This window comes from Paractinoplanes atraurantiacus, from assembly GCF_900215205.1.
In the GTDB taxonomy this organism is placed as follows: domain Bacteria; phylum Actinomycetota; class Actinomycetes; order Mycobacteriales; family Micromonosporaceae; genus Actinoplanes; species Actinoplanes atraurantiacus.
Window position 1 is genome coordinate 57,370 of sequence record NZ_OBDY01000043.1, and the last position, 6,501, is coordinate 63,870.

At 71.3% G+C, this 6,501-nt stretch carries 6 protein-coding genes; 2 read left to right on the forward strand and 4 right to left on the reverse strand.

Annotated features, from left to right (window positions below; all coding sequences use genetic code 11):
* Together crcB and CRP55_RS48185 are read right to left on the reverse strand one after the other, a co-directional pair.
* Nucleotides 1-357: a fluoride efflux transporter CrcB gene (gene crcB, locus CRP55_RS48180; protein WP_097328829.1), complete on the reverse strand. Its 357-nt coding sequence runs from the start codon at nucleotides 355-357 to the stop codon at nucleotides 1-3.
* Complete coding sequence (locus CRP55_RS48185) at nucleotides 354-716, reverse strand: fluoride efflux transporter FluC (protein WP_245923922.1); 363 nt, start codon at nucleotides 714-716, stop codon at nucleotides 354-356. The genes crcB and CRP55_RS48185 overlap by 4 nt, the downstream gene beginning before the upstream one ends.
* Before the next feature lie 372 nt (nucleotides 717-1,088).
* Here CRP55_RS48185 and CRP55_RS53710 point away from each other — a divergent pair, with 372 nt between their 5' ends.
* Entirely contained in the window at nucleotides 1,089-2,924 is a 1,836-nt protein-coding gene (locus CRP55_RS53710; protein ID WP_179855680.1) for a hypothetical protein, read from the forward strand.
* Nucleotides 2,925-2,958: 34 nt separating this feature from the next.
* On the opposite strand, the gene pseI is transcribed toward CRP55_RS53710, so the two are convergent.
* Together pseI and CRP55_RS48200 are read right to left on the reverse strand one after the other, a co-directional pair.
* Entirely contained in the window at nucleotides 2,959-3,987 is a 1,029-nt protein-coding gene (gene pseI, locus CRP55_RS48195) for a pseudaminic acid synthase (RefSeq protein ID WP_097328832.1), read from the reverse strand.
* The gene (locus CRP55_RS48200) at nucleotides 3,987-4,439 is read right to left on the reverse strand and encodes a GNAT family N-acetyltransferase (RefSeq protein ID WP_097328833.1); all 453 of its coding nucleotides are present in this window, start codon (nucleotides 4,437-4,439) and stop codon (nucleotides 3,987-3,989) included. Before CRP55_RS48200 ends, pseI begins: the two co-directional genes overlap by 1 nt.
* Nucleotides 4,440-4,539: 100 nt before the next feature.
* Here CRP55_RS48200 and CRP55_RS48205 point away from each other — a divergent pair.
* Nucleotides 4,540-6,501, forward strand: a 1,962-nt coding sequence (locus CRP55_RS48205) for a putative bifunctional diguanylate cyclase/phosphodiesterase (protein WP_097328836.1), incomplete at its 3' end; no start/stop codon positions are given.

Here is a 6,501-nt window from a genome sequence, read left to right on the forward strand (position 1 = left end):
CTATTGTGTGTGCCCGCCCAGGTAGCGGCCGAGGAAAGCGGCGCTCAAACCCAGGACGATGCTGGTCAGTGCGTAGACGAGGGCGCGGTGGGGGCGGTCCGAGCGAGCCAGGGTGAGCGTCTCCCAGCTGAAGGTGGAGTACGTGGTCAGGGCGCCGCAGAAGCCGGTGCCCAGCAGCGCCGACAGTGTGGGGGAGACGGGCAGGCCGATCAGGAAGCCGAGGAGCAGCGAACCCGCCACGTTGACGATCAGCGTGCCCCGGGGGAAGCCGGACGGTGACGGGAATGCCCGATCGGTGAGGTATCGCAACGGCGCGCCTACCGCGGCGCCGGCCGCGATCAGGAGGACAGTGGTCATCGGGGCACCCGCTCGGCCAGCACGGTCGCGGCCCAGACGGCGAGCAGCGCGCCCGCGAGGGTGGTGACCAGGTAGACGACGCCGATCGCGGTCGGCGCGGTGAGCACGTCGGTCATGGCGGTGGAGAAGGTCGTGTAGCCGCCGAGGAAGCCGGTGCCGAGGAACGGGCGTACGAGACGTTGTCGCGGGCGGAAGCGCCCGAGCCAGACGTAGAGGAGGCCGATCAGGAAGCAGCCGGACACATTGATCGTCCACACCGCCCAGGGGAAGCCGTCGGCGTCGTGCGGCCAGGCCAGCGTCAGGCCGTAGCGGGTCAGCGCGCCGAGCACGCCGCCGAGGGAGATCACCGCCAGAACCACGATGATCACGGTATCCGCTACTCGGAGGTGGCCGGGGCAGACGTGGCGGCGCCCACCCCGGCCGGTCTCTGGACGTCCACTGTAGGCGATGATCTTGCTGGTCGCGCGGTGGGCGAGCGCCCTGGGGAAAACGGTGATGCGCGACACAGGTGATAGGCTCTGCCGGCCGGGGACGACTCGCACGGGCAGGGGCTTTGCGGACAATTCGCCCCATCGCTGTAGCGACGCGGCCTGAGAATGCGGCCCCAACGATCCGAGCAGTTACTAACCTTGAATGGTACCTTTCGGCGTCGAAATGACGGGCCGAGACGGCGACGCCTCCGCGACCCCCGACGACCTGGGCCGGCCCGCAGCAACAGAGAGGTCTGAGTGATGTCGGAGCGCGCCTCTGCTCTGCTTCCCACCGATGGCACGAATTTCACGGCCGCGCTGACCGCGCCGCCGGTGACAAATATGCAGCGCATCGGTGGCGAGATGTTCAACTGGACCGATCTCGACGAGCAGCGGGGCCCGGCCCTGCCGCGCGGCGCCGTCCTGCTCCACCTGCTCCGTCAGCACGCCGCGCCCGGCCGCACCGTCCTGGTCGCCGGCCCGCACTCCCCGGAGATCGTCGCCGCCCTGGCCGACAGCGGCGCGGCGGTCACCTGGCTGCTGCGCTCCCTCGGCGACGCCGAGCAGGCGGCGCGGGTCAACCCGCAGGTCACCGTGCTCGGTGGCTCGGTGCTCAAGCTCGACCCGGCCGCCACCTTCGACGTCGTGGTCGCCGTCGACGGCGTGGGCCGGCTCAACTCCACCGAGGGCGAGCAACTGTCCGCGGGCGAGCTGATCGACCGGCTCGCCTCGGCCGTGCGGCCCGACGGCGCCCTGATCCTGCTCCACGACAACAACTTCGCGCTGCACCACACCCTGCGGCTCGAGCCCGGCGCCCGCGAGCGCCAGGACTCGGCGTGGTACCCGGTGGACGAGCACGATGCCCACCGCCCGGCCTCGCGCGAGCAGCTGATCTCCCGGCTGAGCGACGCCGGCCTGACCGTCGGCTCCTCGTACGCGGCGTTCCCCGAGCCCGCGAGCCCGACCGTCCTGGTCGGTGAGGGCCTGCTGGGCGAGGTCTCCTCGCCGCTGCGGCCCCGGCTCGGCACGGCGCTCTCGCAGGCGTACGCGTCCGCCTTCCGCAACCGCCCGGTCCTCACCGACCCGCGCCGCCTGATCAACCGGGCCGTGCGCGCCGGCGCCGAGAGCACCGTGGCCGCGGCCTGGCTCGTCGTCGCCCGCGCGGCCGGCGCCGCGCCCTCCGCGCCCGGTCACGAGCTGCTCATCGGCGACACGCGGGGCACCTTCGTCTACGAGGTCGCGGCCGGCGCCGACGGCGTCCGCACGACCGTCCTCCAGTCGCTGGAGGCCCCCGTCGAGCGGTACGGCCTGCGCCGCGTCGCCGAGCCGTCAGCGCCCGGGGCCGACCTCGGCTACGTGCTCGAGGAGCGCCTGCTGCACCTGGCCGCCACCGACAGCCTGCGGCAGATCCGCGTCGAGCTGGCGCAGTACGACGCGTGGCTGCGCGCACAGGCCCACGACGGCGTCCTGACCGGCCCGCTCGGGCTGGCCGGCTTCGCCGACGTCTTCATCGGCCCCGACGGACCGGAGCTGCTGCCCACCCGCTGGGCCCCGATCGAGCCCGTCTCGCTGGAGACGGCACAGGTCCGGGCCTTCTGGGCGTTCGCCGTGCAGCTCATCACGTCGGGCCAGCCGCACCCGTGGCCGATCACCTCGCACGCGGTCGACCTGACCGCGATCCTGCTCGGCATGGTCGGCCAGGGCGTCGACGCCGAGGAGATCCGCCGCGCCGTCGACCTGCAGGTGGTTCTGGAGTCGGCCGAGTTCGAGCTGAACCTGGAGCAGCAGCACGACCGGCGGCTCCAGCTGCTGTCGGTGTCGCCGGGCACGGCCTCGGTCGACGTGCCGGGCTTCCGCGAGCTCACCGAGGCGCTGTGGCGCCAGCGGTACGAGGCGAGCCACCTGCTGGCGATGATGGAGTGGACCGAGCAGATGATCAAGTCGCGGGACTTGGCCGTCAGCAAGATGGACTGGGAAGTCCAGTTCTACAAGAAGAGCTGGGCCGGCCGCATCCTGATGGTCGCGCGGGCCGGCTACAAGGTCGTGGGGCGCGACGGCCGCAAGGCTCTCGGCAAGCTGCGGCGACGAGGACAATAACCGTTGGGCCCGCTCAATGAGCGGGCCCAACGTCTTAGATCAAATCCCAGGTGAGCGGCGTGCCCTTGGCCGCGTCCTGGGTGAAGGTCCGGCCGATCACCGTACGGATCGCGTCGGGCTCCAGGCCGCCGGTCGGGCGGATCGAGCGGACGTTCTCCTCGGTCACCGGGTCGCCGGCCTTCACGTCGGTCACCACGTAGAGCGACCGGCGGAACCGCAGGCCCTCCTTCTCGGCCTCGGTCGGGCCGATGTGGGTGGTGCCCAGCGCCTCCCAGGCCCGCTCGGACTCGATGCGCAGGGCCTTGAGCTCGGCCGGCTCCAGGGAGAAGGCCGAGTCGACGCCGCCGTCCTCACGGTCGAGGGTGATGTGCTTCTCGATCAGGCAGGCGCCGAACGAGACGGCCGCGATCGGCACACCGATGCCCAGCGTGTGGTCGCTGAGGCCGATCGGCAGCTCGAGCATCTGGGCCAGCACCGGGATGCGGCGCAGGTTGGTGTACTGCGGCGGGGCCGGGTACGACGCCGTGCAGCTGAGCACGGTCACGTCGGTGGCGCCGGCGCCCTGCGCGGCCTCGACGGCGGCCGCGATCTCCTTCACCGAGGCCATGCCGGTGGAGATGATGATCGGCTTGCCGGTGCTCGCGGCCATCCGGATCAGCGGCAGGTCGGTGATCTCCGACGACGCGATCTTGTACATCGGCGCGTCGAGCTTCTCGAGCAGCTCGATCGCGGTGCGGTCGAACGGGCTGGAGAACGGGGTGAGGCCCCGCTCGCGGGCCCGCTCGAAGATCGGCTGGTGCCAGTCCCACGGGGTGTGCGCCCGCTCGTACAGGTCGTAGAGGTACGCCTCGGACCACAGCTCGTGACCCTTGGAGATCTGGAACCGGGGGTGCTTCACGTCCACGGTCATGGTGTCCGCCGTGTACGTCTGGATCTTGATCGCGTCCGCGCCGTTGTCGGCCGCCGCGTCGACCAGGGCCAGCGCCCGGTCGAGAGAGCCGTTGTGGTTACCCGACATCTCCGCGACGATGTACGGCCGCTTCTCGGGCCCGAACTTAGTCATTACTTCCCTCTCTCAGTCCAGACGACCGTCTTCGGAACCCCGTCGACCAGTCGTTCGTAGCGCCGCGTCTCCTTGAACCCGAACCGCCGGTGCAACGCCAGCACCTGCTTGTTCTCTTCCAGGGTCTCGCCGCCCAGCGTTTCGAGTCCCAGTGTGCCGAACGCGTAGTCGATTGCTTCTTTCTCGAGCCGCATCCAGGCGGCCAGCTGCCGGTCGCCCAGGCCCTCGGTGTCGAGGTAGAAGGACCATGTGTTCTCGTTGAAGATGACGACGCCGGCCGGCACGCCGCGATCATCCTCGTAAATCAGCACGGTCTGCCAGCGCTTCTCCCACCAGGCAGCGTGCTCCTCCGGCTTGATCTCGTGGGTGGTCAGGCTGACCGCCCGCACCGACGGATGGTTCCGCCAGGGCAGGATCAGGTCGCGTTCGGCATAGGTCGCGGGTCGCAGCACAGTGTCAAAGTATGGCCGCACCGGCAAGCGCCCTGCCGGGGACCTAGGTCACAGCGGTTCTTTTCTCACTCCGGGGCCGCTCGCGACCGATCCGAGCGGCGTGACTCTTGTGTCCGACCGTTTACTCAGGGCTAATGCGCTGTTGCTGCTGGTGACCGTCGTCGCCGTCGGCGTGAACGCGGTCAGCCCGGTCATCCCGTGGGCGCTGCTCTGGGTACCCGGCATCGCCGGCGCCGGGCTGCTCGCCGTGAACTGCGCGCGCACCGCTCGCGCCGGGCACCTGCCGGCGCCGATCCGCCGGTTCTGGTGGCAGATCTGGGTGGTGAGCCTGCTGGTCGGGCTCGGCGCGACAGCGCAGGCGGCCCGGGTGATCAGCGCCGACGGCGCTCCCTCCGTCCCGATGGGCGCCGGGCAGATGGTCTTCGACGGCTTGGCCATCCTGATCGTCATGTGGGCCCTGATCCGGCTGCCGTTCGGCTCACGCAGTCGGGGCGAGACCTTCCGGCTGGTCCTCGACGCGGGCACGGTCATGCTGGCCTGCGCCGTTTTCGTGTGGCACTTCGCCACCCGGTACTCGCTGCACGAGACCGACGCCGGCCTCGTCTACATCTCGCTGGCGCTGAGCACGCTGGCCCTGCTGGCGGTGTTCGCGGTGGCGAAGTTCGTCCTGGCCAGCCAGTCCCTGTTCGACCGGTCCGCCCTCCGGATGATCGCGCTGGCCGTCCTGGCCGGCGCGGTCGGGCCCGTGCTGCAACCTCTGTTCACAGCGTCCGACCCGCATCTGTACGCCGACGTCATCGTCATGCCGGCGGTCTACCTGTTCGGGTCGCTGGCCGCCGACCGCCAGCGCCGCGCCTCGTACGGCCCGCGCCGCGGCGCCAAACCGGCCCGCCGGTGGAGCTTCAGCGTGCTGCCGTACGTCGCCGTGGCCGCCGTCGACGGTCTGCTGCTGGCGGTGACCTGGCCCGCCGACGGTGACGACCGCCGGATCGTGGTGGCCAGCGCGGTGCTGCTCACCGCGCTGGTGGTGATCCGCCAGATCACCGCGTTCCGCGACAACGGGCGGCTGCTGCGCCGGCTCGACCATGGCGCCACCCACGACGCGCTGACCCAGCTGCCCAACCGGGTGCTCTTCCACGAGCGGCTCGACAAGGCCCTGACCAGCCCCGGCGACCGCCCGGTGGCGGTGGCGCTGATCGACCTGGACGACTTCAAGGAGGTCAACGACACGCTCGGCCACGAGGTGGGCGACCTCCTGCTGATCGCGGTGGCCCAGCGCCTCGACCGTTGCATCCGGGCCGAGGACACGGTGGCCCGCCTCGGTGGCGACGAGTTCGTGCTGGTCCTGGACAGGGCCGACCCGGCCGCGGCCGACCTCGCGGCCCGCCGCATGATCGAGGCCCTCCGCGAGCCGGTGGTGGCCGACGGTCACGAGCTGCCCATCCGGGCCAGCATCGGCATCGCCGACGGCCGCAGCGGCGACGACCCGAGCCTGCTGCTGCGCCGGGCCGACATCGCCATGTACGCGGCGAAGGCCCTGGCCGGCACGGCGTTCCTGCACTACGACCAGGGCATGGCCGCCACCGACCAGTCGCACCTGGGCGCCGAGCTGCGCGAGGCGATCCGCGACGACCAGCTGTTCCTGCTCTACCAGCCGATCGTGTCGCTGGCCGACGGCCGGGTGCTGGGCGCCGAGGCGCTGGTCCGCTGGGCCCACCCGGTGCACGGCACGCTGGCGCCGGACGCGTTCATCCCGGTCGCCGAGCGCACCGGCCTGATCGTGCCGCTGGGCCGCTGGGTGCTGCGCCGGGCCGTGCGCGACCTGGCCGGCTGGCACCCGGAGATCGTCCTGAACGTCAACATCTCGGCGCGTGACCTGCGCGAGCCCGGGTTCGCCTTCTTCGTGGGGGCGCTGCTGGACGCGTACGAGATCGAAGGCTCCCGCATCGCCCTGGAGGTCACCGAGTCGATGCCGATCGACGTGGAGGCGTCGGCGGCCAACCTGGCCGATCTGCGGGCCCGGGGCGTGCGGGTCTCGCTGGACGACTTCGGCACGGGCGCG